Genomic DNA, 23,120 nt, shown 5'->3' on the forward strand with positions numbered 1-23,120 from the left:
CTTTTAAGTTATAGAAAAACAACAATTTATGTACACTCGGACATATTGTTAAAGAAAATCAGACTCTCATGCGCACACTATTCTGTTGTTTATTTGTCTTAATTTTTACTTCTTCAAGCTATACACAGGAACTGTCTCCCAAAAAAAACAATTTGATGTCATATCTATTTTCTTTAAGTTCTTGGGAAAAATCTACAAATTCAAAAGCATATCATTATTTTTTAAGAGAAGTATCTTCAGCGTTAAAGCGAGAAGAAATTTGGAATAATCCCCACCATCTCATATTTATTTTAATGCAGTTTCAACAGTTCTCTGGAGAACAAGATCGTTTTGGGAGTTTCTTAGAAACAATCATACGTGATCGAGTTTCTTTTTTATTCTTAAAAGAACACGCTACCCTTCTAAAATAGGTAGTTATAAAATTTATAAAGTCTTGAATTTTAAAATCAGAAATTCCTACCTTACTGTAGCTTTAACTAATAGGTCGGCTTGAATCTTGTGGTCTTAGAAAACGATTAACTCTATATTTTTTGAAAATGGGAGGCGTAGAAACCATCTCCTTTTCCTACCTCTAAAGGGAGGACTTTTCTTCGAACCTCTTTCCAACCCAAAGCATGCATGTGAGCCACGTGTGCTTCATTTTCCATTTTTAAAAGAGAACATGTGATGTAGACCAGACGTCCTCGAGGGCCAACATAGGAACTGGCTTGCTTTAAAAGATTTTTTTGCGCCCGCACATAATTCAACAATAATTTTTTCGAAAACTGCCATTTATGTTCAGGATGACGTCGGTATATCCCAGTACCTGAACAAGGAGCATCTACAACTACTACAGAAAAAGATCCTAAACGGAGCTCATCTGCTAAAGAAAAATTCCTAGCTCCTGCTCGTAATAAGCGATGTTTTGCATTCTGCAAAACCGATTTACGACTGTCATTAATGACTACGTGCTTTGCTTTCTGGGCAAAGATGAGGCTTTTACCTCCCGCTCCTGCACAAAAGTCCAAGACAATGTCTTTCTCTGTTAAACAAATATCCTGAGCAATCCTTTGTGAATTTTCATCCTGGATTTCAAAAAATCCCCGACGAAAGGCATCTGTAGACTGGAGGGGGTATCGTTTTGCAAAATGAAGTGACTCAGGAATATCGCCAGGACAACTTGGATATTCTAATATCTCTTGTAGTTCTCTTAGAGAAATTTTATCTGTATTTACACGGATAGTGATCGGTGCTTCTGTTAACCAAGTCTTAGCGATGAGTTCTGCTTGCTTCTCTCCATAATCTTGGATTAAAAAATCAGCAAGATCATCAGATATAGAGTAACGCACAGGCCAAGGAAGATCAGTATAACTACCTAAATTTTGTAAAACCTCTTCCTCTACCTTACTAACCAGCGTTTCTGGAGAAATTTGTTCTCCTGAATTAAGGATCAAAGCTTCAAGCAAACGACGGTGACGCAAAATATTAAAAATAATGTTCTGAATCCACTGACGATCTTTTGAACCTAAAGAACGGTTTTGTTTAAAGTAATAGGAAACTCTATCTGCTTCTGAAATCGCAGAAGTATGTAGCTGTTTCAACAACTGATAAGCGTGATGCTGACGAAAAGGAACCATAATGTTTGATAGTATACCCTGTCAGAGGCTATTTTGCTCAGAAAAATATCCTGGCTACAAAATAAAATTATTTATTATGGGCAACGCTGCCACAATCTCCAAAACTGTCTCCAGAAAGAAGGCTGAGGGTTATAGTACTCAGTGGCTTTTTGTAAAGCTTTCCTCACATCCTTGTCATAATCTAATAACCATCGCATAAGTAGTGTTTTGATCATTTTATTCCATAGAGTAGGGTCCTGGTCCCGAATACCATAAATAGTTCCTACTTCCTCGGGAGTTGTACTTTGTTCAGATTTAGATAAGTACAATATTTTTTCTGCAATGACTTTTCGTAATACTTCTGCAAGAAATTCTAAGGCTAATTGAGAGTCTTGAGGGGAGGTTATTGCTACCTCCTGCCACAGCCCTAAAAAAGTTTTACCATCTGATGTTAGAGGTTGATTCCCAATGAGAGAGTCTGCCAATGTATCAGATAGGGAATCGGAGATTATACCTATAATAATTGTTTGAAAATCCTCGGGACTTAAAAAAAATAGTTGAATAAGTTCGCTTAATAGTAGATGGCTCTTTACTGATAACGTGATCAAAGGCTTGGCTTTGTCTTCTACAAACTGGTTTATAAGCTCAAGACTTAAAGGAAGATAGGATGTATGTCCTTCAAGTAGAGTAGTCAAAGCTTCTAACATCATCTGTAAAGAAGTCTCTGCTATCAAACTCCCTCTGACTTTTTCTGTCAGAGGGATCTGATCTTCTGCGATTCTTACTTCATAAGTGAAATCTTCCCAAGATGAAAAATTACTTTTCCCTTTGGAAAACACCTGGTTTGCGGCTCGGGTGATTTTATCTAAAGGACGTTTTGACTCAAAAAGAATCAAAGACTTCAACATATAGAGTTTATCAACAACTGCTTTTTTAGTTACATATATGGAAGGAAAGAACCACCGATAGAACCAACCTGTTGCTGCTTGTTCTTCATGCAACCGTAGTTCGATAATAGCTAAAAGCCGACTCGATATAGAATAAGAAATTGCTAAATAAGAAAACAGCTCGTGAATTACCTGGCGAATTGTAGTCAAACTAACATCATAGTTTGGAGGTAAAGGATCATTAACAGACCATGCGTCTAGAAGAAGTCGTTTTTTGTCATAGGCTAATATGCGCGTACTATCTCTAATTGCGAGTTCAAGTACTCGTAAATAATATCCTATGGAAAATTGAAAATCTAATATCATACAAAACTGTACCTAGCGCTTTTCTCTGATGTATTCTCCAGAAAGAAATATTATTGCATTATATTTGTTTCCTAAAATCAGAGATCCACCTTTAGCAATGACAGCTTTACATATTAACTCGCGGTAAATCACACTTTAGGTTCTATTGAAATTAAACGCTCACTACAAAAAAATTGGCAGATTACATAGTTTAATTTTTTTTGATATTCCAAAGGACGTAAATGATAGTCTTCCTCTAGAATCGCGAGATTAACTTCTAGGATAGCTAAAACAACATCGTAATTTACCTCTGCAGAGTGTTCTTCTGCCCATGTCATTAAAAAATCACCTAGCTCTTTACTACGATCTTGACGCACTAGATAGAGTATATCTTTCATGATAAGCGCTTCATTCTTACCTTTATCAGCAAAAGCATCGATCTGTGTTGCACACGCGATCATCTGAGCATAATTACAGCTAAGATCGTATGATTCCAGATTGTGAACTGCACTTAGACATTGTCCTCCACCTAAGTAAGGAGAACTGATAATTTTAGTAATCCCCCGAACATTAGCTAGCCCATCAATACGTTTATCTGAATATAATAGTTCTGAAAGTCTTTTAGAAATCTCTTCTACTGTAGTTGTAGCTTCTAAAGACAAGGCATTATAGATTCCCTTCTCTTCAATTATTTCTAAAGGCAACCCTTCTGCAACTGCGTCTATAGCGACCCATTTGTAGCAAGAGCGCAAAATTAAAGCAAAGGCAACTGCAGCTTCTGGACTTATAGGATCTGTACCACAGAGATCCAAAGGAGCCTCTGACTCTTCCTGGAGCACAATAGAAAACAGCCTTAGAAACACATGATAAAAAAAGCTACGACATGAAGCTAGTGCACTTTCTAAAGGATGAAAGTAAGGAGGGTCTGAAGTTTCTTTAGGAAGACGCGTAGCTTGCAGAAGTTCTCGAGACGTATGACCTAGAGAATCTGATGTTGACTCGGGATGGTTTGCAGTCTTAGTATTTTTCCAAAGCTGTGATACTACCTTACGGATACGCGCAAGCATAGTTGTTAATAAATTCCCATGCGCTTCATATTCAACTTTATCAATAAGATCGCTATTGAGATCGCTATTTGTTCCCTCTGATGGAGTTGCTTCCGGAATCCCCGTATCCGCTATTGTTTCTATAACTTGGATAGCACTTTCAGATACTCGATCCTCTACATCCGAATCTCCTTCTTCTGGAACACCTTCTTCTAGAGGATCTGATATTGTATTACGGTCACCATCATCACCAGATATAGGTGTTCCCATTAACTACTCCACATAAAGCCACGTCTTCCTAATCAAAAAGATCACTAACTAGGACCGTCATTGTATTTGCCCATGTTGAGGTTGACAAGCCTCGCATAGTGTTAAGTAATGCTCCAGATTCATTTGACATTCGCACTACATCCCGAGTTCTCGTCTGCCCTGCATTTTCTGCACGCACTGCATTAGACTGTGAATTCACAGCTGCCATGACATCTTGTGTTAAACTTAACCACACCCTAGGCATTTCTTGAGAATAATTTCTACGCACTCGATCCAAAGCATTTCCTAAAGCAGAGATCTCATTTTCGATATTGACCTCACTATCCCCGTCCATATCAAAATCTTGAACCCTAGTTCGTAAAAAATTCGTAATAGATTCACTTGAATCTAATGTAGGTCCTTCTAAAGCTAGAACAGTGACTACCTGCAGCAGTAGACCATCGGACTCTGTACCTGGCACAGGATTTAATTGATTCTTTAATCCTTCCCTAACTACCTTATTTCCAACCTCTTTAGCCATAATTACTGCTGATGGGACCGCTCCTGAGCGCGATGTCCCTGTTATTAAATTAGCTTGTTCCTCACTTACTTGTTTCAGCTGACCTTGTACAACACGATAACCATGTAATAGGTAACTCGTATTAGAACTTTCCTCCCAAGCACTCCATTTTGACTGTAGTTCTCGAGATATATTGTTGAGTTGCTGTTTAGCTTCAGACTGATTTGTAGCTATTTCCTTTAAGCCTGCCTCTAATTGATCTAAATTAGAAGACGGTTTCTGTTGATCTGCCCAGTGAACCCTCTGACCTGATCCAAAAGATCCCGGTTGCTTTAAAATCCCCTTAATGGGTTTAGGACCTGTTGTAGGTGGTGGAGGCGCTGCACGTTTAGGACGTGCCCCACTTGTCTGAGGAGGTTGAGGGGCAGGACCTTTACCATGAGTAGGTGATCCTGGACGAGTTCCTCCTGTTGTAGGAGGCGGAGGCGCTGCACGTTTAGGACGTGCCCCACTTGTCTGAGGAGGTTGAGGGGCAGGACCTTTACCATGAGTAGGTGATCCTGGACGAGTTCCTCCTGTTGTAGGAGGCGGAGGCGCTGGACGCGATGGACGTGGACGTCCAGGGAGTTCTGTAGCCTTCAAAGAAGAAGCTGTTGATGAGGACCCCTTCCCTATTCCAAAAAAATCCCTTACTGTCTTCCATAATTGTTGAGCCCTAGTTAACGGACCATACTGTGTAGTTGATGTAGATAACCTGTGAGTACCAAGATTTGCTTCAGTTTGCTGAGTATTAGTATTCTGGTCCTGAGTTCCTCCTACCCACATATCATCGGGCTTTTGTCCTGAAGGATTAATTGCCATCTCAATTTCTCTTTTTTATTTTTATTTTTATTTAACTAATTTTAAAAATAAAAAAATAATTAGACAAAAGCATTTTTAATTAATTAAAAAATTAATAATCATGTAAATAAACTACAAAATCTATTGATTAAAAGTATAAATTATTCATCCTAAATACGTTTACACCTCCAAAGCAATATGCTATCAAAACTAGATCCCTAAAATTTTATAATCTCAAGACAAGCTAGGAAAAAGTAGGCAATTCCATCTTAGCGTGGAAATGCCTATGTTGAATTACTTTTATTATTGGCAAAGAAACACTTAGTTATAGAATATAATTTTAATTACATCAGATAACATAATTCTCTAAGGTGTTTCAAAATCGCTCCTAGGAATCTCCTTTAGGAGGTTGAGGCGCTCGACCTTTGTTATGAGGTGGAGTCTTAGGAAGAACTCCCTGACCCGATTTAAAAGATGAAGAGGTTTGATGTGAATGATTAGCGTCTTCTTCATTAGGAGTCGGTGTTGGAACTCGCTTTCCTCTTGTGTATCCCCTTTTTATCAAGTGTTGAGCAGCTCCTTCAATGTCACGAGCGTTTTTCTCCTCTACTGAACTAGAACTTACAGGCGTCACCGTAGGAGCCTCACTCCTGGATGATGTGGTTCTTGACCGAAAGAAACATCGCCGAAAGAAATTGGCTACTCTATCTCTTAATCTTTTTAACCAACTTCTTCGTACAGTGGCCTCAACACGATGAAAACCTAGGTTACGACTAGTCTTTCCAGATTCCTGAACGTCAGGATGCTGATCATGAGCTCCTGGAATCCATAAATCATCGGGCTTTCTTCCTGGTGGATTGATAGACATAATATTTTCCCATTTTATTATTCTATTTATTAATTTATTTTAAAAATAAATTAATAAATAAGTAAGCATTTTGAAATTAAAAAGCTTGCTGTTCAATAAAAACAATTACTTATTTAATAAACAACAAAAGCCTTCTATTTTAAAAACTTCTAATAATCAAGAAGATAAATACAAAGACATAGAGCATCAATACGAGTTACAGGGCTAAAAGCAAATGACACTCTCAACAGTTATTTTCTTTGGGGAAGCTTAAAAAGAGCTTAAAAATTATGTGCACACCGGAAGGGACTCGAATTTGGAAGAGAGATTTCAAGATCTATTGCTTTTATCTCAAGATTAATAAGACGGCGATCCTTTTTATTACTCCTAAATAAAGTCGTTCTTAAAATGAATCCACAGTGCCTAGCTTATAACAAATACATATCAATTAAAACAAAAGAAATTGTGAATTAAGGACTTAGAAAGATTCTTTAAATCTTGCTGAACTAAAAAAGTGCGTAACTTTAAAATGTATAATAAAAGAAGCCAAGGCCCAAGATTAGCACAACTTTTAAAGCATAAAAATAGATTAAGTTTTGAAGTTTATGTAGGCGCACCTTTCATCCTAGCCCCCTTACTAATCTCTGAAACTCAGTTGCCAATGCATGAAAAGATTCTATTTAGTAGGCTGTTCGAGCTTGGTATTGTAATCTATGCTATTTATACTCTCTGATGACATTGTTTCTATAACGGACCTATACTTTCTAATAAACCCCATTCTCTAAAGGATCTGATATCATACTGTAGCCATCGTCATGATACAAGTATCGCGATTTTAATTAACTATCTCCATAGTTAAAAAGATCTGAAATTAAAATCGTCATTGTATTACACCATACTGATTCCGATAAATTTCTCATATCATTCAACTTTTGTTCAGAATATCTTGTCATACTGTCTACATTGTCCCTGTTAACTTTTCCTACGTTGTAGACTGCGGTTTTAGCCTTCATGTTGATTACAGCATCAAGAACGAGACTTGTTAGATACTCCCATACTATAGGCATCTGACCGGGATGATTGTTACGCACCGAATCTATAGACTGTCCCAAAAGACGGATTAGTTCTTCTATCTCAGAATTACTATTATCTATACCTAAATCTGATGCCCTACCTCGTAGAAAGCGTTCTATAGATTCTTGTGAGACTAATAAAGGCCCTTCTAAAGCTAAGACACAAACTAACTGCAGCTCAGCACCATTTCGTACCTCACTTATTTTGAATGTTGTTGCATTATATAATGCTTGTTGAACTACATTGTTTATTGTTTCTAGACTTGCCTTCACTAATCTTGGGGAGCTTTTTGACTTCTTTTTTATGTTCCCCCGTTGTTGGTCACGGGCGATCAATAGTGTCTGCCTTAAAACATTATAAGCGTGTTGTTGATAGTCTACTGGGAACGTCGTCTCCCAAGCTATCCACCGTGACTTGATTTTTTCAGATAGTTTACTGAGACGTTTCTCTTTTTTAGCCTGTTGTTGAGATACCTGTTTTACAGTCCCCACTAACTCTTGTAATTTAGGAGTTAATTGAGGTACGGGAGCAGCGTCACTTGGACGAGGTAGAGATATTGGACGCGGAGGTACTTTAGGTTTAGGACTAGCGCCAGAACGAACTTTAGGACGCGCTCCGCCTATTTCAGAAGATTCAGGGATAGAAACATGGCCTCGTGCAGGAGACTGAGTTACTAAGGGTGTAGAATACTGGGCAGATCCTCGAGATCCCAGTAAACCTCCTGCTCCAAAGTGCCTAGCTAACTTCTTCCTCAACTCCGATACGCTACCCTGGGAATTTGTATCGGTAGATGATCTGGATACGTTGTGTCTACCTAAATTTGAATTAGAGTGCGAATTTATTTCAGATGATTGACTACCTTCTTGCTCTGATTTTCCAAGCCAAAAGTCATCATTAGACTTTCTTCCTGACGGATTGATTGCCATGTTAATTTTCTTATTTGTTATTTTTAATAATACATTAATTTTAAAAACAAATTAATAATGTATAAACAAAATTCAAAACAAAAAATTATAGAATATAAAAAGCTTTCTGTTCTAAACAGCTTATAATAAACAAACAGATATCAGCATAGAAATGTAAATATAAATTAAAGTAATAAAAGAGAGTAACACTCTGTTAATACTCTCTTTGCAGTAAAAATCTGGGGAAATCGGGAATACAACGATAATAACAAGCCGGCTCTTAAAAACTATTAATTACAAGATCGGCTGCTTTTGTTTAACCAGCAATCCAATAAAAACTATAACATACTCGTAATTATATATTGATGCAGTGGATGACTAGCTTTTTCCTGGGGATAAAACTTCAGTACCAGGAAGTAAGCCTCGCTCTAAAAATTCTAAGGAAGCCCCTCCTCCAGTAGAAACATGTGACACTTTGGTAGAACAGCCCGCTAAAGCAACCACTGCTGCTGCATCTCCCCCACCTACAACAGTAATAGCTGAAGGATGGTTGCCAAGACTATTTGCTATTGCGATAGATCCTTTATCAAAAGGAGGCACTTCATACACACCGACAGGACCATTCCAGAACACAGTAGCCGATTGATCTATAATACGATTAAATTCTTCGATCGTTCTCGGGCCGATATCAAGACCTTCAAGATGTACAGGTATACCTTGATCTATAGAAACAATTGTATATTCCTTAGACTCTAGACTCTCTGCTGCTTTTACATCACTAGGCAAAACTATAGTGACATTACGACTTTTAGCTATTTTCAATACCCTGCTAGCGAGATCTAAAGCTGTCTCCTCAACTAGAGAGTTTCCGAGAGACTTGCCTAAGGCTTTCAGAAATGTAAATCCCATACCTCCAGCTAATAAAAGGTAATCTACTTGATTTAGTAGAGCTTCTATAACTCCAATCTTAGAAGAAACTTTAGCTCCTCCAAGAATTGCTGTAAAAGGTCGTTTAGGAGAAGAAAGTAGGTGTTTCCCTAAAAATTCCAATTCCTTTTCCATCAATAAGCCCGCTGCTGCTCTTCCAGGGAACGCCTGTGGCACTACATATACTGAGGCATGTTTCCTATGTGAGGTACCAAAAGCATCGTTTACATAGAAATCCCCGTAGGAAGACAATTCAGCTGCAAAGGTAGGATCTTTTTCTGGATGTTCTTCTCCTAAATGAAAACGCAAGTTCTCAAGGAGCAGTACCCTACCAGAAGAAAGCTGTGCTACAGCTTGACGTGCCACCTCACCAACACAATCTGGAGCTAATGGAACATGATGTCCTAAATACCCTTCAAGAACATTCACAACGGGCTGGAGAGAGTATTCCTCTTCGAACCCTAATCCTTTAGGACGTCCTAAATGGCTCATTAAAATAACAGCAGCGTGCTTCTTGAGTAAGTAATTAATTGTAGGCATCGCACTGCGGATACGAATATCATCGAGTATCTTTCCATCTTTCATGGGAACATTGAAGTCTACACGTACGAGGACTTTTTTTTCTTCGGGAGAAAGATCTTGTACTGTCAGCTTATCCATATCCTCAAGAACCTATACTTTGATTTTTTTTATTTTTAATGGAATAAAGCTCTTAAAGCAAAGAAAAAGAGTATGGAGAGTATAGCTCCTGCAGGGAGAGTGACAAACCAAGCCAGCACAATATCTTTGATAATGTTCAAGTTAATAGCACGAATTCCTCTTGCTAAACCTATCCCTAAAACAGCACCAACAACAACATGGGTTGTCGATATAGGAAGTCCTAAAATCGAGGCTAATGCAATGGTTAGCGCAGAACCTAAGCCAACAGAAAATCCTCGAGAAGGAGTTAATTCTGTAATTTTACATCCTACGGTTTCTATAACACGCCATCCCCAAATCGCGAGACCTATAACCAAGCCAACCCCTCCAAAAGCCATGAGGAGAACTAATGTGTATGAAGTATAGGAGGCAGGATACGCTTGTCGCAAGACTCCAGCTACTGGAGCTATAGCATTGGCAACATCGTTAGATCCATGAGCGAAGGCCATGAAACAAGCTACAATGATCTGCAGGTAAGCAAAGATTCTTTCTACAACAAGATATTTTCTTCCATAATTGCCTCCTCGTTCTTTTAGACGATAAATCAGACTATTCTTTTTTGGAATATCTGGAATATAAGAGCAGTGTTTAGTGTGGACATAGTAGAAAGTAACAACATAGCTTATAACACCGCACAAGAAAATTATACCAATAGCCCAAGGTATTGAAGAAACAGTAATAAACACGCCTCCAGAAATCATCACAACCCCTAAGGTTATAATTACTAAGGCAGCTAGAAATGGCGCAACACGCGCCATAGCAAGAATAGGATCATTCTTATAGAAAATATGCCTCCGAATAAATGAAAAGATCAGGTAGGCAACACACCCTCCAATCAATGGAGAAAGCACCCAGCTAATTAAAATAATGCCTATCGAATTCCAGTAAACTATAGTACCTTTACCAAGAACCAAGCCAAAACCGATAACAGCACCAACTATAGAATGAGTTGTGGAGACTGGCCAACCAAAAAAGGAGGCAAGTTGAAGCCACACTCCTGTTGCCAGTAATGCTGCTGTCATACCATACATGTAATCACCAGAGGCAATTATAGGATTAGTCACAGAAACTATATTACTTTCTATAGTGCCAGCAACACGATCCCCGAGCAATAAAGCACCTAAAAATTCAAAAATAGCAGCAATAATCACAGCTTGTCGCAAGGTGAGAACCCCAGATCCTACGCTAGGTCCCACAGCATTGGCGACATCATTCGCTCCTATATTCCAAGAAGTATAAAAGCCACATATAAGGACAAAAATGATTAATGGGAGCATGCCAATATTACTTTTCTTCTAAGGTCATGTTAATTCTATGTGCGAGCTTCTCAGAGCTATCTGAAATACCTGCAGTTCTTCGAATTACCTGTAACCAAAGATAAAATTCTTTTTCAGGAATTACAAAATCATCAGAAAAAAAGACTTGCATAAGTTCCCGTTGTAAAACATCAGATTCGTGTTCAAATTTAGCGACATGTCCTACAAGCAAACGAGCTTTATCTGCCTTTCTTCCTCCAAATGAACTTTCAAGCAATTGGTTGAATTCATGTAGTAATGTCATTGTCAACTCAAAGGCTTCCAAATTCTTTTTTAAAAATTGAAAAAAAAGATTTTCCATAGAGGGATAAAAGTTTAACTGTCTTATAGTTAATAAGATAGCAACATCTTCAGCAGTATCTGCTATACTATCTTGTATAGAAATAATTTCTAGAATTCCTGCTCTAGATATAGGCATGAATAATCCCGCAGGAAGATGATTACGCATATCATTTTTTATACAATCTGCTTGATATTCTTTATTAGAAACAATTTTTGCCATTTCTAATAATTCCTCGTATTTTCCATCTCGTAGGGCAGTGAATATAGGAAGCATATGTTCCACACAAGAAGCCACTACCTCCAAATGGGCCTGTAAAGGAGCAAATGGAGACTGGCCAAATAGACGAGCAAGGGTTTGCATAAGAATAGCCTTTTCCGCAATAATAACTTGCTTAAATGATCTTGTAAACGACTTATGGTTGCTGCTCCCATTTTACAGATAGAGGATCTATCCATAGCATTGACAAAAAAACGCCAAGAATACCCTATTGTCAATTCTTTATCGTTTACTATTGATGCAGGGCAAACCCTAGCAATTATTGGAGAATCAGGATCGGGGAAGTCCGTATCTGCACATGCAATACTTCGTTTGCTGCCTTCCCCACCTTTTTCCATTTCGGGACAGATTAATTTTCAAAATCAGGATTTGCTTACAGCTTCACACTCGACACGTAAAAAAATTATAGGGACAGAAATCTCAATGATTTTTCAAAACCCCCAAGCATCTCTAAATCCTGTGTTCACTATTGAGCAACAGTTTCGAGAAATTATCAATACTCACCTAAGCTTGTCTCCAGAACTTAGTCGAGAAAAAATGCTACACGCCCTTGAGGAAACTGGTTTCCATGATCCGAAGCTCTGCCTTAACCTATATCCTCACCAGCTTTCTGGAGGTATGCTCCAAAGAATTTGTATCGCTATGGCCTTAATCTGCTCTCCTAAACTTCTTATTGCTGACGAGCCAACAACAGCCTTGGACGTCTCTGTACAATATCAAATTTTACAATTATTAAAAACACTACAACAAAAAACAGGAATGAGCCTTCTCATTATTACCCATAATATGGGAGTCGTAGCAGAGACCGCTGATGAAGTGCTAGTACTGTATGCAGGACGTATGGTAGAGCGAGCTCCCGCAGTTCAATTATTTCATAATCCCTCTCATCCCTATACTCGAGATCTACTAGCATCTAGACCTTCTCTAACAACTACAAAGCTAGGTTCTTTTCATCCCATTCCAGGGCAGCCTCCACACTACACTGCGTTTCCCTCGGGATGCTGTTACCACCCCAGATGTTCAAAAATCCTCAACCAATGTTCAGCTGATGCTCCAGAAATTTATTCTCTGCGTGAAGGTCACAAAGTGAGGTGTTGGCTTTATGACAACTAATTTACCTGTCACTTTAGTGCAAGCTACCTCATTAACAAAGTACTATTACAAGCGTTCTTTTTGGTTCCAAGGGAAAGCTATTACTAACCGTGCTTTGGATGATGTTTCCTTTTCTTTACATTCCAAACATGCCATCGGACTGATTGGAGAATCGGGATCAGGGAAAAGTACTCTTGCTTTAAGCCTGGCGGGACTTCTCCCATTAACATCTGGTTTTTTAACTTTTAACGGTATTCCCATTAGGTTAAATTCTAGACATGGACGTCATCAACTACGATCGCAAGTAAGACTAGTCTTCCAAAATCCACAAGCTTCACTAAACCCGAGAAAGACTATCCTAGATAGTTTAGGCCATTCTCTACTCTATCATAAACTTATTCAGAAAGAAGACTTACTACCAACAGTAGCGGAATATTTAAATTTAGTAGGACTATCTGAGGATTATTTTTATCGTTATCCTCACCAACTCTCTGGAGGGCAACAACAACGAGTTTCTATAGCGAGGGCTTTATTAGGGGCTCCTCAGTTAATTATTTGTGACGAAATTGTGTCTGCCTTGGATTTATCAATCCAAGCACAGATTCTAAATATGTTGGTACAACTACAAAAAAAACTTAGTCTTACCTATCTCTTTATCTCTCACGACCTTGCGGTAGTCCGTTCTTTCTGTTCAGAGGTATTAATTATGTATAAAGGACAAATCATAGAGAGGGGAAGTACGGAACGCATTTTCTCCAATCCACGACATCCCTATACACGTATGTTATTAAATTCTCAGCTTCCCGAAACCCCAGATCAAAGAAACGTTACACCCGCATTGCAAGAATATCTAAAGGATCGTTCCGAACCCTTGTCTGTAGGATGTTCTTTTTACAATCGCTGTCCACAAAGACAAGAATCTTGCAAGTCAATACCTCTTCCAGAAAAGGGAGACCCTTATCACACATACCGCTGCATCCATTAATGTCCGCTTTTCTCAACAGAGGTTTCAGGTTTCAACGAAGAAATTTTTCCTGCTCTAGATACAATAGCTAAATTTTAGTCTAAATCTAATGAGATCAAAATTAATATAGTATTATAAAAAATGCTTTAATTTAAATTATTGCCGATTGCCCCGTGACCTGATAACCAAGTTTCCAATTTTTCGAGATCATTACTATCTTCCAAATGAAAAGAAACTGTAGCCCCTGATCTTTGAATTTTAACCTGTACCTTATATCCAGACAAATCGCTTAAGCGTTGTTCCAGTTCTTCGCACTGGTTAGACGAAGTTTCCATTCTTGAAGAAGGATGTTTATTTTCTATAAAGACACGTTCTTCATTGGTAAGTTGCCTTGCAACAATTTCGGCTTCACGTACTGCCAACTGCTTTTTTACTATGATCTCATTTAGCTTCTCCCTCAGAATAGGATCTTCAAGAGTGAGTATCACCTTAGCATGACCTAGAGTAATCTGTCCATGACACAGGCTTTCCTGTATTGTCTTAGATAAAGCAAGCAACCGCAAGTAATTCGCTACCGTCGAACGCTTTTTCCCGACTTTGTAAGCAACTTTATCCTGTGTCAACCCAAACACATGAATTAATCTTTTAAAAGCCTCAGCCATTTCTATAGGGTTTAAATTTACCCTTTGAATATTTTCTATCAATGTAGCCTCGGCAGCAACGCCATCAGTAATCACATGCTTGAGAATCACAGGTATCGTAGTATATCCTGCCAATTGCATTGCTCGCCAGCGGCGTTCCCCAGCAATAAGTTCATAGTATAGCACCTGACTGCCATTCCGAATTTCACGTACCACAGGCGGATGAATCAGACCTACGGACTTTAGTGATGTTACTAATTCTTGTAATTCTTCATTAGAAAACATTCGACGAGGCTGAAAAGGACTCACACGAATATCATCTATAGCTACTTCTATAATCGTATCCTTATTACTTTCGTCTGTCACAATGTCTCCCGCTTTTTCATTACTCTACAATCTTTAACGTGGAAGCCTTACAATCTTTAACTAAAAGACAACTGGCGTATGCATCCAGCAATTCAAACACTGCTTAAACATTACAGCACTGAAATTTTTCTATCAAACATGGTTGTAGAAGTGAGGCTACTTTTTGCAAATTATAAAATGGATTTTTGAAAGGATAGAGACTAGCCAGATTATAAAACCGACCACCGATAATGATTTTGCAAAACTATTCTTGGATAATCTTTTCTAAATAGAAACAAAACTTACAAACTTCTCCTAAATAAAAATAAACTTTTATAAGAGCCCACCAAATTCCACTCTCACCACTTTCTTATAACGAACATCTATTAGAAGAGAGAAAAAAATTGAATGCGAATCCTAAATTACGATAATATGAAGTGAAAGGTTTAAGCAGAAAAACTCCAAACGGAAGAATACCAACTCTACTTAGAGGACAGTCCATAAAATCCTCTGCATGCTTTTAGATTTTCAACGCTAAACTGTCGTTCCCTATGCAAAAGCTACTTCATAATATTTGGAAAAAATGTTATTCCTTTTCTTTTGCTATTCTCGTTTGTATGCTTTTAGCATCATTTCTATCCGTAAAGATTATTTCTAATATCTACAAACATAATCAAGACAAGCGTAATAGTATCCTTCTAATCACTAGAGCTGCAGAAGCCGCCGTTTCACAAGGCTTTCTTCCATCTAAATCTGCCTTACTATCATTAGAACAAGCCTATCATCTTGGCGGTGAATCTGTGAAGCCGTACGCGGGCTTCTTAGCCTCATGTTTTTATATTCATAATGAGCCTTTACGTGGAGCATATTACGCAGGACTGGCCTATAATAATAGTCAGGCTCTTCAACTTCCTGACCCTATCCAAGCTTTGCTGAAAGAGATCTCAGAAGCACAAGCAGATCAACTGTATGATGTTGCACTAAGTAAATCCTATATGCTATTACAGGCCGCTCAAAATTCTCCTGATTATGCGACTTTATCCTTTTTGACTTTACTACGAGTAATAGAACTGAAGGAATTACTAAATCAAGATGCAAGTCAGGACTTTGAAATATTAAAAAGCTTGCCCCTTTTTCATCAATTTGAACGTATGTATAGCGATGGGGAATGGACATTAAGCAAACGTTTTGGCAAAAAAGGATAAAACTTTTAAGGACCTCTATGTCGGAATCTGTAGAAATCGAAGAACTTCCCGAAATATTTCCTGAACAGCCGCCTATCCCCAATCCAGACGCTCCTCCTAAAATAATCACAGGAACACTAACTCTGTATTTTCAAGAAGATGTAGACCCGACGTATTAAACTTTTTATGCTGATAGTCCTCGCTTTCCGACAGGTTTTTTTCTCTCATTCGCGCTTGCAATTCAATCGTTTAAAAAACTACCTACAACTTCTTAAACAAACTTTTCCTATTATACTCCCAAGAACCCGCTTAAGAAGAGGCCACTTCCTTATGCTCACGTTTGACTTTGCCTCTTTCGACTTCTATGCAAATGTTTTTCCTTTCCTTCAACAACAAGGCATCCCGGCTGTTGTTGGTGTAGCTTCTCGCTATATTCCATCCAATACTGCTCAAAAACTAAACCCCTCCTATCGCTTAAAACCTTCTGAAACCTTAGCTTTTCAAGATGAAATCTTCTCCAACCATATGCCTTTTTGCTGTCAAAACGAACTTTTAGAAATGGCAGAATCTCCCTATATTCAGTTAGCATCTTCAGGATTCGCTATTCGAAACCTCTTGCACAATCCTCCCTATCTAACTACAGAAATTTTACTTTCCCGTAATCACTTGGAAAACATAACAGGAGAAAAGCCTGCATCCTTCCTTTTCCCTTTTGGAAAATCGGATTCTATAAGTCGTAAGCTCGTTGCAGATTACTACCCTTATTCTTTTCTCCTAGGAAATACTATTAATAGAAACTCTAAAACTCATAATATATACCGGTTAGATATCAAGCCTATGCAATATATCCGCCCAACTCTATTGCAAAGTTCCAGGTATTTGAAAAATTGGATTAAAGAGAAAAGTAAGCAGCTATATTTAGAAAAATTGGCTAAAAATCAAGCTGAAGGCTCTTCAAATACATGATTCGTCTTATCTCTGAATCTTATCCAGAGAATCTTTTAAGGCGGCTATAAACTGATCTATATCATCTTTATCGTTGTAGACACCTAATGATGCTCTTAAAACGTGGCTTATGCCCCACCGATTCATAGCAGGTTGTGCACATTGATGACCTGTCCGAACAGAAATGCCCTTTAAATCTAATAGAACACCTAGATCCAAAGGATGTGCTCCCTTGATACTCATGCTCACAAGAGCACCTCTAGGCTCATTGATAGAGGGTCCTAAAATCTCTATATTGGGAATCGCAAGTAGTTGCTTATATAGATATGTAGTTAGAGCAGTTTCTCTCTGATAAATAAATTCGGCTGTCAACTCGCTAAGATAATCCAAAGCAGCACCTAAACCTAAAACTCCTGCTATATTTGGAGTCCCGGCTTCAAATTTCATAGGTGCGGGAAGATACTCAGGGTGCTGACTATCATAGATAGCAACCATATCCCCCCCACCTTCTACAGGAGGAAGTTGTTCTAATAAATCCTTCTTTCCATATAAAACTCCCGTTCCTGTAGGACCGTAAATCTTATGAGAAGAAAATACATAAAAATCTATATCGCACAGCTGCACATTGATAGGGATATGAGAAGCTCCTTGAGCTCCATCAACAGCAAGATAAGCTTTGTAGCGATGAACTAAATTAGCAACTTCTTTGAGAGGTTGCACACACCCTGTGACATTATGCACATGAGGAATACTTACAAAGTGAGCACCTTCGTTTAACAGTTCTTCTAAATGATGAAGATCTATTAATCCTGAATCGTCTACTCTTATCTTTTTGACTAAGGAGCCTCGGCGTCTACAAGCAATCTCCCAAGACAAAACATTAGCATGGTGTTCTGCCTCAGAAACTAAAACAACTCCACCCTTAGGGATCCATAGATCGTTAACAGAAATCGCCAATAAATTTAACCCGGCGGTTGTCCCCCGAGTAAACACAATTTCATTATCAGAAGCAGCTGATATCCATTTGCGAACTTTTTCCCGAACAGCAGCATATGCTTCAGTTGCGTTCCTGGAAGAACTATAAATCACTCGATTTACAGTCCCGTAGGATGAGCTATAAAAATTAGAGAGGGTATCTATCACCTGTTGAGGTTTATGCGTTGTAGCAGCCGAATCTAAGTAAATAAAAGGTTCGTTTTCTTTTGCTTTAGCAGTAAAAATAGGAAAATCCCCTTTTAACCACCTTTCTCTCATAATCCCCCTTATGTTCCCTATAAGGCCTGATTTAATTGAAAGGGTGATTCCAAAAATATCTCGGAAGAAGTCCCTTGCCTTAGAAACCCTTGAACTAATTTTTCTTGAGCTTCTATTTCCGTCATACCGCGAGAACGCATATAAAATATCTGTTGAGGATCCAAAGGCCCTACTGTAGCTCCATGAGATGCCTTCACTTCATCTATCTCTATCTCCAAGCGAGGGAAAGTCGACACTTGTGCATCTGGAGTTAACAACAATGTGTCATGTTTCTGATATGCATCTGATAAGATTCCCTGAGACGAAATAGAAATCGTTCCCTCAAATAAGAAATGTCCAGAATATAAAACTGACTTAATGTTCTGACGTGATACTGTTGCTTCAGCATCATGATGCATTAAGTTAGTAACCCAGGTTTTTTTAGGAGATTGGATGACCACATATGACTCTGCTTGTGCCCGTTGCCCTGCTAGATAGTACGTATTATCAAAGGATCCGAAACCTTGACAATTTTCAAGAAAATTTTGAGTAATCATACACTTGCCGTCTTCTTCTATTGTCGCAATGTTAGACCAACTCAATCTATCTTGATTAGAATACCTCGGGACCATAAACAACATAAGCTCTGCCCCTTCTCCAATAAAGAGTTCGGCAGCTCCATTCACTATGGTTGTATTAGATTCATCGCCTTCAAATTCAGAATGATGCGATATTTGAATTTGAGCAGAGGCTTGTTGACCCAAAATAATCATGACTTTAGGGGAAAAGATCACTTCCTGATCTAAAACTGTAGCAAAGCTGATGTGACGGATAAAAATCGGGTCACTTGTTTGCATCCCTTCGGGAATGTAAATCAATACACCACGACCTTCAGAACACACCGCATTCAAAAATCCTAAAGGGTGCTTTTTTACATCCAAGTTCTCCATGAAAGGAGAAAACGAGGTTCGAGCTTCGTCTATACCACAAACGATAACCCCTTCAGGTAGCTGTGATAATGAGGGTTCATATTTTCCATTAATTAAAATACATTCAAAGGCTAACGAATGGTTGTTATGTAACCAATGTTGTTTGATCAACTCTGAAGCCCCAGTCGCAAGACTGTAACGATCAGGAGAAAGAGTTAAATCCTGAATCCATGAAAAGCTACTCAACACTTCTTTAGATGAAGACCGCTTACTATATTGAGTATAACAAGCCTCTGCAGCTTTATGCACAGGAGAACCAGAAGCAATAGAAGAAAATGTTTCTATTGAAACTAACATTTTATCTCCACGTAACACGCCCGATCACCTCTTGGTAACTCTTTTCCTCCAACTCCTGCATCAAAGAAACATCTCCCGCAAGAGCTACTCTGCCATCAAGCAAAAGATGAACAAAATCAGGGTTCATAAGATTCCCTAACTTAGGATTATGAGTCACAATACATAAAGCACTTCTAGGATGTAATTCACGATATCTTTCCAATACCCTGCAAATCAAACGCAAGGCATCTACATCTAAACCAGAATCAGGTTCATCTAAAAGCACCATTTCAGGTTCTAAAACTAGCATTTGGCAAATCTCATTCCGTTTCCTTTCTCCACCAGAAAAACCCTCATTAACATTTCTATCCAAAAATAGATCTACGGTATTGTAATCGTAAGTTTCTAATACTGTGGAAAGGAGAATATTAAACTCATCGATTGAAATATCTTCTTCCTGATTGGCACGACGACGAGCATTATAAGCATCTCGCAAAAACATCTTATTGTTTACACCAGGAATCTCAGGAGGCGATTGAAAACCAATGAATAATCCTGATCGAGAACGCTCTTCTGGCAACATAGAAAGCAAATTTTTATCTTGTAATACAATCTTACCTGAAGACACCAATACACTCTCATCTCCAGCCAAAATTTTAGCCAAGGTAGATTTCCCTGCTCCATTAGGCCCCATAATAACATGCATTGTTCCTGGTTGAATGTGAAGATTAAAATCATCCAAAATCTTTACGTCATTACAGCCGGCATGTAAGTGTTCTATTCTTAACATTAAACCTAACCCACGCTATTTTCTAATTTAATTAACAATAACTTAGATGCTTCCTGCGCAAACTCTAAGGGTAATTGCTCTATAATTTCTCGACAAAAACCATGAATTACCAAGCTTACAGATTCTTCTGGACTTAATCCACGGCTACGCAAGTATAGCAATTGATCCTCACGCAATTTCGACGTGGTTGCTTCATGTTCGATAGAAGACGTTGCGTTTTCTACTACAATCTTTGGATCAGTATAAGCCCCTGAAGTTTTACCTATTAACATAGAATCACACTGAGTATAGTTACTACTATAATCAGCCTGTTTCCCTAAGAAAACTAAACTTCTGAATGTGTTTTTAGACTCATCAGAGGAAATCCCTTTAGATATTACTGTCGATGAAGTATTTTTCCCTAGATGCAACATTTTAGTTCCTGTGTCTGCCTGCATCTTTCCACTCGTAAGAGCTACAGAATAAAATTCCCCTAGACTCTCATTCCCCTTTAAAATACAACTAGGATATTTCCAGGTAATTGCAGCTCCAACTTCAACTTGTGACCACGAGATTTTTGAACGATATCCCGCACATAAACCCCGTTTAGTTACAAAATTATAAACCCCACCTTTGCCTGTCTTTTTATCTCCGGAATACCAATTTTGAACTGTAGAATATCGTATAACAGATTGCTCATGAGCAATTAGCTCAACAACAGCAGCGTGTAATTGATTTGAAGAATACGCTGGTGCTGTACAGCCCTCAAGATAACTCACATAACCACCATCTTCTACAATAATGAGTGTACGTTCGAATTGGCCTGCTTCTTTATTGTTAATTCGAAAGTACGTAGAAATATCCATAGGACACTTGACACCTTTAGGCACATACACAAAGGAGCCATCACTAAAAACAGCTGCGTTCAAAGCTGCAAAAAAATTATCACGATGCGAAACTACTGACCCTAAATATTTTTTTACCAATGTTGGGTGCTCTTGAATTGCTTCTCCTAAAGAGCAGAAGATCACGCCCGCTTTTTCCAACGATTCTTTAAATGTCGTTCCAATAGAGACAGAATCAAAAACTAAATCTACAGCAATATTTTCTACGTTTAGCAAACGCCTTTGCTCGTCTAAAGGTATTCCTAATTTTTTGAAAGTATCTAGAATTTCTGGGTCAGCATCCTCTAAACGCCCAAGAGGTTTTTTCTGTTTGGGGGAGGAAAAATAGACTATATCATCATAGTCTATACGATCATAATGCAAGCGCGCCCAAGCAGGTTCATGTAATTGTTTCCAATGGCGATAAGCTTTTAAACGAAAATCTATAATAAATTGAGGTTCGTTACGTAGGCTAGCTATTTCTTGAATAGTTTCTTCTCCTAACCCTCGAGTCAATCCTTGAGACTCTATGGCAGTGACAAAGCCATAGGGATAGTCTTCGCGTTCCTCTAAAAAAACTTTTACTGACTCACTCATAACATTAATCCTATCGTGTAAAAATATTTAATTTTCACGCTAAATTACACGAGGATGAAGGTAAGATAACATACAGATTATTTTTTCCGTACAACAAAGAAGGCTTGAAAGACGAACCTACCTCTTTCAAGCCAAGAAGAAAAGAGAAAGGATCTTTTATAAAACCCCTACTCCCTTGGAGATCACACCATCAGCATGGAACACACTAAAGTGCTTACATGCAAAGCGACTTTAAAGAAACAAAAATTTTTTGTCTGCTCATTTTGTTGAAAAGTATTACTTTTCTATTACTTTAAGCGCCGTTTCTTTCTTAGATCTATAAGCAAAGAGAGTTGCTCTCTTTTAAGAAATTGCATCCAAACGTCTCTCGAACTGCAATGAGGAAGGATCTAATGTCACAGTCTTCTGCAATAACGGAGCAAACATAGAGTCTTTCTTTTGCAAAAAGAGAAGCTCTTTTGCTGCTTTATCTGCTTCTCCCTGCATATGATGTAAATACCCTAGAAGATAGTGTGAACGCTCATGCTCTAAATTAATAGATAACGCGCTATTAAACGACTCATAGGCTTGTTGCATTTGCTTAAGATCCATATGAGCAAGTCCAACATAAAAATGAGCGTCAGCATCTTCAGCGTTCAGAAATAATGCTTCTTGAAAAGCTTTTAAAGCTAATCGTGTTTTATCTAAAGTGAGATAGCATAAACCTAAGTTATAATGACCATCGGACAAATCAGGACGTAGCTGAACAACACGTTCATATGCCTCTGTAGCTTTGTCCCATCGTTTACTCCTAGAAAGCAAAAAGCCTAACTTTACCCAAGCTTTCCAATATAGAGGATTTTTCCCTACAGCAACTTCAAGTAGGCGAATCGACTCTGTGTCATCTTCCATTTCGGAAAGAATAACTGCTTTGTTATATAAACTTTGAGGATTCCAAGGGTCAAGCGCAAGAATTTTATCAAAACACTCTATTGCTTCTTTGCATCTCTTAACACGATGATAGACGCTTCCAAGGCTAAACCAACATTCCACGTCATCAGGATGTAAAGCAACATAAGCGCGATACTGCTCTATGGCCTCTTCAGGCTGGTTTCCGCGATCCAAAGCCACACCATAACAATAGCGTAAATAACTATCTCCAGGTTCGGATGCCAACCCTTTTGAACACCAATCTAATGCCTCAGCTACTCTTCCAGTCTCTAATGCAATAATCCCTAAATAACAATAAGCTAAAGCTGCTGTAGAATCTAATTCTAGGGTTTCTTTTAATCTTTTCTCTGCTTGCTCATATTCACCGCTTAGGAACAAGTTAATTCCTGAACAAAGGAATTCTTTTGCCAAATGTTTAGCAGCTTCTTCCATGGATATTTCTCCCAGCACATGGTTCGTTAA

Annotated in this window: 21 protein-coding genes; 6 read left to right on the top strand and 15 right to left on the bottom strand. The window is 38.3% G+C overall.

The features are described from left to right. Positions 1-68 precede the first annotated feature (68 nt). Positions 69-410: a hypothetical protein gene (locus C834KP_RS05305; protein ID WP_162295470.1), complete on the top strand. Its 342-nt coding sequence runs from the start codon at positions 69-71 to the stop codon at positions 408-410. Positions 411-521: 111 nt separating this feature from the next. Here C834KP_RS05305 and C834KP_RS03180 read toward each other — a convergent pair whose 3' ends face one another. From C834KP_RS03180 to C834KP_RS03225, 9 genes are all read right to left on the bottom strand, one after another. Next, entirely contained in the window at positions 522-1,616 is a 1,095-nt protein-coding gene (locus tag C834KP_RS03180) for an RsmB/NOP family class I SAM-dependent RNA methyltransferase (protein WP_108896738.1), read from the bottom strand. Positions 1,617-1,690: 74 nt separating this feature from the next. Next, on the bottom strand, positions 1,691-2,848 hold the full coding sequence (locus C834KP_RS03185; protein WP_108896739.1) for a hypothetical protein: 1,158 nt from the start codon (positions 2,846-2,848) through the stop codon (positions 1,691-1,693). Between the two features lie 128 nt (positions 2,849-2,976). After that, the gene (locus C834KP_RS03190) at positions 2,977-4,143 is read right to left on the bottom strand and encodes a TmeB family type III secretion system effector (RefSeq protein ID WP_108896740.1); all 1,167 of its coding nucleotides are present in this window, start codon (positions 4,141-4,143) and stop codon (positions 2,977-2,979) included. Positions 4,144-4,171: 28 nt separating this feature from the next. Further along, entirely contained in the window at positions 4,172-5,503 is a 1,332-nt protein-coding gene (gene semD, locus C834KP_RS03195) for a SemD/SinC family type III secretion system effector (protein ID WP_108896741.1), read from the bottom strand. A gap of 367 nt (positions 5,504-5,870) precedes the next feature. After that, positions 5,871-6,350 carry a hypothetical protein gene (locus C834KP_RS03200; RefSeq protein WP_108896742.1) on the bottom strand — a complete coding sequence of 160 codons (480 nt, stop codon included), beginning with the start codon at positions 6,348-6,350 and terminating at the stop codon, positions 5,871-5,873. A gap of 818 nt (positions 6,351-7,168) precedes the next feature. After that, the gene (gene semD / locus C834KP_RS03210; protein ID WP_108896744.1) at positions 7,169-8,329 is read right to left on the bottom strand and encodes a SemD/SinC family type III secretion system effector; all 1,161 of its coding nucleotides are present in this window, start codon (positions 8,327-8,329) and stop codon (positions 7,169-7,171) included. A 357-nt stretch (positions 8,330-8,686) separates the two neighbouring features. After that, the gene (locus C834KP_RS03215) at positions 8,687-9,895 is read right to left on the bottom strand and encodes a phosphoglycerate kinase (protein ID WP_108896745.1); all 1,209 of its coding nucleotides are present in this window, start codon (positions 9,893-9,895) and stop codon (positions 8,687-8,689) included. A gap of 35 nt (positions 9,896-9,930) precedes the next feature. After that, positions 9,931-11,211: an inorganic phosphate transporter gene (locus C834KP_RS03220; RefSeq protein ID WP_108896746.1), complete on the bottom strand. Its 1,281-nt coding sequence runs from the start codon at positions 11,209-11,211 to the stop codon at positions 9,931-9,933. Between the two features lie 7 nt (positions 11,212-11,218). Beyond that, positions 11,219-11,893 (bottom strand): TIGR00153 family protein, encoded by a 675-nt coding sequence (locus C834KP_RS03225; RefSeq protein ID WP_108896747.1) that lies wholly within the window; start codon positions 11,891-11,893, stop codon positions 11,219-11,221. 54 nt (positions 11,894-11,947) lie between these two features. Here C834KP_RS03225 and C834KP_RS03230 point away from each other — a divergent pair, with 54 nt between their 5' ends. Both C834KP_RS03230 and C834KP_RS03235 read left to right on the top strand, forming a co-directional pair. After that, complete coding sequence (locus tag C834KP_RS03230; protein WP_108896748.1) at positions 11,948-12,922, top strand: ABC transporter ATP-binding protein; 975 nt, start codon at positions 11,948-11,950, stop codon at positions 12,920-12,922. After that, positions 12,912-13,886: an oligopeptide/dipeptide ABC transporter ATP-binding protein gene (locus tag C834KP_RS03235; protein ID WP_108896749.1), complete on the top strand. Its 975-nt coding sequence runs from the start codon at positions 12,912-12,914 to the stop codon at positions 13,884-13,886. Before C834KP_RS03230 ends, C834KP_RS03235 begins: the two co-directional genes overlap by 11 nt. Before the next feature lie 125 nt (positions 13,887-14,011). Here the strand turns inward: C834KP_RS03235 and C834KP_RS03240 are convergent, their stop codons facing one another. Then, entirely contained in the window at positions 14,012-14,872 is an 861-nt protein-coding gene (locus tag C834KP_RS03240; RefSeq protein ID WP_108896750.1) for a ParB/RepB/Spo0J family partition protein, read from the bottom strand. A 530-nt stretch (positions 14,873-15,402) separates the two neighbouring features. Between C834KP_RS03240 and C834KP_RS03245 the strand changes: the two genes are divergently transcribed. Genes C834KP_RS03245 through C834KP_RS03250 form a run of 3 tightly spaced genes read left to right on the top strand, consistent with a single transcriptional unit; the run spans position 15,403 to position 17,001 of the window. Next, positions 15,403-16,056: a hypothetical protein gene (locus C834KP_RS03245; protein WP_108896751.1), complete on the top strand. Its 654-nt coding sequence runs from the start codon at positions 15,403-15,405 to the stop codon at positions 16,054-16,056. Between the two features lie 17 nt (positions 16,057-16,073). Then, the gene (locus C834KP_RS05285; protein WP_157951045.1) at positions 16,074-16,214 is read left to right on the top strand and encodes a hypothetical protein; all 141 of its coding nucleotides are present in this window, start codon (positions 16,074-16,076) and stop codon (positions 16,212-16,214) included. Between the two features lie 7 nt (positions 16,215-16,221). Further along, positions 16,222-17,001 carry a polysaccharide deacetylase family protein gene (locus C834KP_RS03250; RefSeq protein WP_108896752.1) on the top strand — a complete coding sequence of 260 codons (780 nt, stop codon included), beginning with the start codon at positions 16,222-16,224 and terminating at the stop codon, positions 16,999-17,001. Positions 17,002-17,007: 6 nt separating this feature from the next. Here the strand turns inward: C834KP_RS03250 and C834KP_RS03255 are convergent, their stop codons facing one another. The 5 genes from C834KP_RS03255 to C834KP_RS03275 form a co-directional block, all read right to left on the bottom strand. Further along, entirely contained in the window at positions 17,008-18,234 is a 1,227-nt protein-coding gene (locus C834KP_RS03255; protein WP_108896753.1) for a cysteine desulfurase, read from the bottom strand. A gap of 17 nt (positions 18,235-18,251) precedes the next feature. Further along, positions 18,252-19,499, bottom strand: a complete 1,248-nt coding sequence (gene sufD, locus C834KP_RS03260) for a Fe-S cluster assembly protein SufD (protein WP_108896754.1) — start codon at positions 19,497-19,499, stop codon at positions 18,252-18,254. 1 nt (position 19,500) lies between these two features. After that, positions 19,501-20,268, bottom strand: coding sequence for a Fe-S cluster assembly ATPase SufC (gene sufC / locus C834KP_RS03265; RefSeq protein WP_108896755.1), 768 nt, complete (start codon positions 20,266-20,268; stop codon positions 19,501-19,503). Between the two features lie 5 nt (positions 20,269-20,273). Beyond that, positions 20,274-21,728, bottom strand: coding sequence for a Fe-S cluster assembly protein SufB (gene sufB, locus C834KP_RS03270; protein WP_108896756.1), 1,455 nt, complete (start codon positions 21,726-21,728; stop codon positions 20,274-20,276). 342 nt (positions 21,729-22,070) lie between these two features. Continuing rightward, entirely contained in the window at positions 22,071-23,090 is a 1,020-nt protein-coding gene (locus tag C834KP_RS03275) for a tetratricopeptide repeat protein (RefSeq protein WP_108896757.1), read from the bottom strand. Between the last annotated feature and the right edge of the window lie 30 nt (positions 23,091-23,120).

This window comes from Chlamydia serpentis (assembly GCF_900239945.1).
Classification (GTDB): Bacteria; Chlamydiota; Chlamydiia; order Chlamydiales; family Chlamydiaceae; genus Chlamydia; species Chlamydia serpentis.

What these genes read in the sequence shown, in the direction of transcription:
- sufC (WP_108896755.1), bottom strand. Translation starts at nt 20,268, where the DNA reads ATGTTAAGAATAGAACACTTACATGCCGGCTGTAATGACGTAAAGATT.
- C834KP_RS03250 (WP_108896752.1), top strand. Translation starts at nt 16,222, where the DNA reads ATGCTGATAGTCCTCGCTTTCCGACAGGTTTTTTTCTCTCATTCGCGC.
- C834KP_RS03220 (WP_108896746.1), bottom strand. Translation starts at nt 11,211, where the DNA reads ATGCTCCCATTAATCATTTTTGTCCTTATATGTGGCTTTTATACTTCT.
- C834KP_RS03275 (WP_108896757.1), bottom strand. Translation starts at nt 23,090, where the DNA reads ATGGAAGAAGCTGCTAAACATTTGGCAAAAGAATTCCTTTGTTCAGGA.
- sufD (WP_108896754.1), bottom strand. Translation starts at nt 19,499, where the DNA reads ATGTTAGTTTCAATAGAAACATTTTCTTCTATTGCTTCTGGTTCTCCT.
- C834KP_RS03230 (WP_108896748.1), top strand. Translation starts at nt 11,948, where the DNA reads ATGGTTGCTGCTCCCATTTTACAGATAGAGGATCTATCCATAGCATTG.
- C834KP_RS05285 (WP_157951045.1), top strand. Translation starts at nt 16,074, where the DNA reads ATGTCGGAATCTGTAGAAATCGAAGAACTTCCCGAAATATTTCCTGAA.
- semD (WP_108896741.1), bottom strand. Translation starts at nt 5,503, where the DNA reads ATGGCAATTAATCCTTCAGGACAAAAGCCCGATGATATGTGGGTAGGA.
- C834KP_RS03235 (WP_108896749.1), top strand. Translation starts at nt 12,912, where the DNA reads ATGACAACTAATTTACCTGTCACTTTAGTGCAAGCTACCTCATTAACA.
- C834KP_RS05305 (WP_162295470.1), top strand. Translation starts at nt 69, where the DNA reads ATGCGCACACTATTCTGTTGTTTATTTGTCTTAATTTTTACTTCTTCA.
- C834KP_RS03245 (WP_108896751.1), top strand. Translation starts at nt 15,403, where the DNA reads ATGCAAAAGCTACTTCATAATATTTGGAAAAAATGTTATTCCTTTTCT.
- semD (WP_108896744.1), bottom strand. Translation starts at nt 8,329, where the DNA reads ATGGCAATCAATCCGTCAGGAAGAAAGTCTAATGATGACTTTTGGCTT.
- C834KP_RS03215 (WP_108896745.1), bottom strand. Translation starts at nt 9,895, where the DNA reads ATGGATAAGCTGACAGTACAAGATCTTTCTCCCGAAGAAAAAAAAGTC.
- sufB (WP_108896756.1), bottom strand. Translation starts at nt 21,728, where the DNA reads ATGAGTGAGTCAGTAAAAGTTTTTTTAGAGGAACGCGAAGACTATCCC.
- C834KP_RS03225 (WP_108896747.1), bottom strand. Translation starts at nt 11,893, where the DNA reads ATGCAAACCCTTGCTCGTCTATTTGGCCAGTCTCCATTTGCTCCTTTA.
- C834KP_RS03200 (WP_108896742.1), bottom strand. Translation starts at nt 6,350, where the DNA reads ATGTCTATCAATCCACCAGGAAGAAAGCCCGATGATTTATGGATTCCA.
- C834KP_RS03180 (WP_108896738.1), bottom strand. Translation starts at nt 1,616, where the DNA reads ATGGTTCCTTTTCGTCAGCATCACGCTTATCAGTTGTTGAAACAGCTA.
- C834KP_RS03255 (WP_108896753.1), bottom strand. Translation starts at nt 18,234, where the DNA reads ATGAGAGAAAGGTGGTTAAAAGGGGATTTTCCTATTTTTACTGCTAAA.
- C834KP_RS03185 (WP_108896739.1), bottom strand. Translation starts at nt 2,848, where the DNA reads ATGATATTAGATTTTCAATTTTCCATAGGATATTATTTACGAGTACTT.
- C834KP_RS03190 (WP_108896740.1), bottom strand. Translation starts at nt 4,143, where the DNA reads ATGGGAACACCTATATCTGGTGATGATGGTGACCGTAATACAATATCA.